This window comes from Gemmiger formicilis (assembly GCF_900167555.1).
Taxonomy (GTDB): Bacteria; Bacillota; Clostridia; order Oscillospirales; family Ruminococcaceae; genus Gemmiger; species Gemmiger formicilis.
In genome coordinates, this window is sequence record NZ_FUYF01000072.1 from 1 (window position 1) to 2,164 (window position 2,164).

General features: G+C 49.5%; 3 protein-coding genes. All 3 read left to right on the forward strand.

The features are described 5' to 3' along the window. A partial coding sequence (locus B5D32_RS14540; protein ID WP_159447076.1) for a tyrosine-type recombinase/integrase occupies nt 1-512 on the forward strand: 512 nt, incomplete at its 5' end. A gap of 161 nt (nt 513-673) precedes the next feature. Further along, nucleotides 674-1,849, forward strand: coding sequence for a tyrosine-type recombinase/integrase (locus B5D32_RS14545; RefSeq protein WP_078785665.1), 1,176 nt, complete (start codon nt 674-676; stop codon nt 1,847-1,849). Beyond that, a complete protein-coding gene (locus tag B5D32_RS14550) occupies nt 1,846-2,121 on the forward strand; it encodes a hypothetical protein (protein WP_078785666.1) in 276 nt (91 codons plus the stop codon). The genes B5D32_RS14545 and B5D32_RS14550 overlap by 4 nt, the downstream gene beginning before the upstream one ends. The last annotated feature ends 43 nt before the right edge of the window (nt 2,122-2,164 follow it).

The following is a 2,164-nucleotide window of genomic DNA, read 5'->3' on the forward strand; positions in this document are numbered from 1 at the left end:
GTGAACTGACCGTCCGCCGTTCCCGCAGCTGCGCATCCGGGCAGATTGTTGAGAGCGACACCAAGAGCCATCGGGAACGGATTGTAACCATTCCGATGGGGATATGGGAGCTTCTGATGGCGCTACGACAGCAACAGGTGCTGCATAGCGGCGTTCCGGATAGAGAGCAGCCGATTTTTACAGACCCCGATGGTCATGTGCCGCACCCGTATACCTTTACCCGACATCTGCGTAGGCTGTATAGGCAATGCGGATTGCCTGAGGAATACCACCTGCATACCCTGCGGCATTTCTACGCAACCTATCTGCTGCAGGAAGGCACCAGCAAACAGGTGGCGGCATCCCTGCTGGGTCATGCGGATACGGCATTCTTGGAACGCACCTACTGCCACCCGCAGGACGTGGCGAAGCAGCAGGCCGCAAACCTGATGCAAGATTTGCTGAACAACCAAAATCCGTGCTATGTTGCATTTATGAAAAATAAGAATAGGGAAGCCAAGAAGGCAGGTTAAATAAACAGCGGCACCGTCAAAGATGGCGGTGCCGTTTTGTCAGTAATAGGTGGATTTTAGGGCAAAAGATTGTTTGGTGTGGTGATAGCTTTCTGTCGCAGTTGTCGGTATGCTTTGTAGTACCGCAGGTCAATAAAATAACACTAAGGAGCGTGCAAAACATGGCGTCTATCAGAAAACGCGGCAGTAATAGCTATTTGATCGTGGTATCTCGTGGGTATGACTACGAAGGGAACCGACTAAAATCTGTGCAGAAAACGGTCAAGCCACCCAAGGAGTACACACCCAAACAGGCAGAGAAATGGGTAAAAGAACAGGCAATCCTATTTGAACGCGAGGTTCAGCATACACCGGAACCCATCAACCGAAGCATTACGCTGGCAAAGTACATTGAGCATTGGGCGGCTGACATAGGACCGAAGAAACTGGCGGACTCTACGTACCAACGAGATTTGCAGGACATTCGGCGCATTCTGCCGGCGTTGGGCAACTATAAACTGACGGATTTGCGCAAGGAAGTCATCCGAGATTTTTACGAAGAAATGCGGCACAGCCCGCGTTTGGACGGCAGAGGAAATCTATCCGAGAAGTCGGTCGAAGGCTTACACAACACGCTGTGCGGCATCCTATCGGCGGCTGTGGACGAGGGTTATTTGACCCACAATCCCGCATGGAGATGTTACAAACCGAAAGGACAGAAGAAAGAGCGCCCGGTGGCTGACGAGGAAACCGTAAAGAAACTGATTACAGCGTTTGAAGGTCAGAGTATGAAGTACGAAACCTATTTCAAGCTGGTACTGGCAACCGGGTTGCGGCGTGGGGAAGCCTGTGGATTAAAATGGAGTGACATCAACTGGCGCAAGCGTACAATCCATGTACAGCGGGGTGTGATCAAACTTAGCCACCAAGAATCAATCACTAAGGATCCCAAGACCAGCAGCGGTGATCGTATGGTCTACTTGAGCAAAGAAATGTGCCAGCTACTCAAGGCGTGGCGGAAAGAGTGCGAGTGGGATAGGCAGCAGACAGCAAATGAAACTGTGGATAAGGATGACTACTTATTCCGCCAGCCTAACGGTAAGCCGATGAACCCTTGCACATTCACTTACAGATTCAAGCTGATTTTGAAAGCAAACAACTTGCCGCTGGATTTGAATGTGCATAGCTTGCGGCACACAAACGCCAGCTTGCTGATTTCACAGGGCGTGGATGTACGAACGGTTGCCAGCCTGCTTGGTCATGCACAGGCAAGTACAACGCTGGATATTTACGCCCACGCATTCGACAAGAACAAGCGCAAAGCGCAAGAAAAACTTGGAAAGGCGATTGGATTATGACGAGAAAAATCAAGCTGACACGCGCAAACAAAAGTATCTTACTGAAAGCACTGGCACCCTATTACTATCAAGAAAAGGCACTTGGCCATAACACGGAAAACCCGGGGCGACTGATACTGAAAATTGATTCTGTCCCAGCCGATAAAAAAGCTACTTTTTCTACAGAAGAAATCCGCCTCATGCGAATCACTATAAACAGGCTGAGGAACGAGCGTCTAGGAAAAGGGCAGTACACCGATGCGGCAGACGATATGCTGCTAAAATTATTCTGAAAATCAAACACTAACAAAAACAAAAAACCTCATTGCAAAAAAC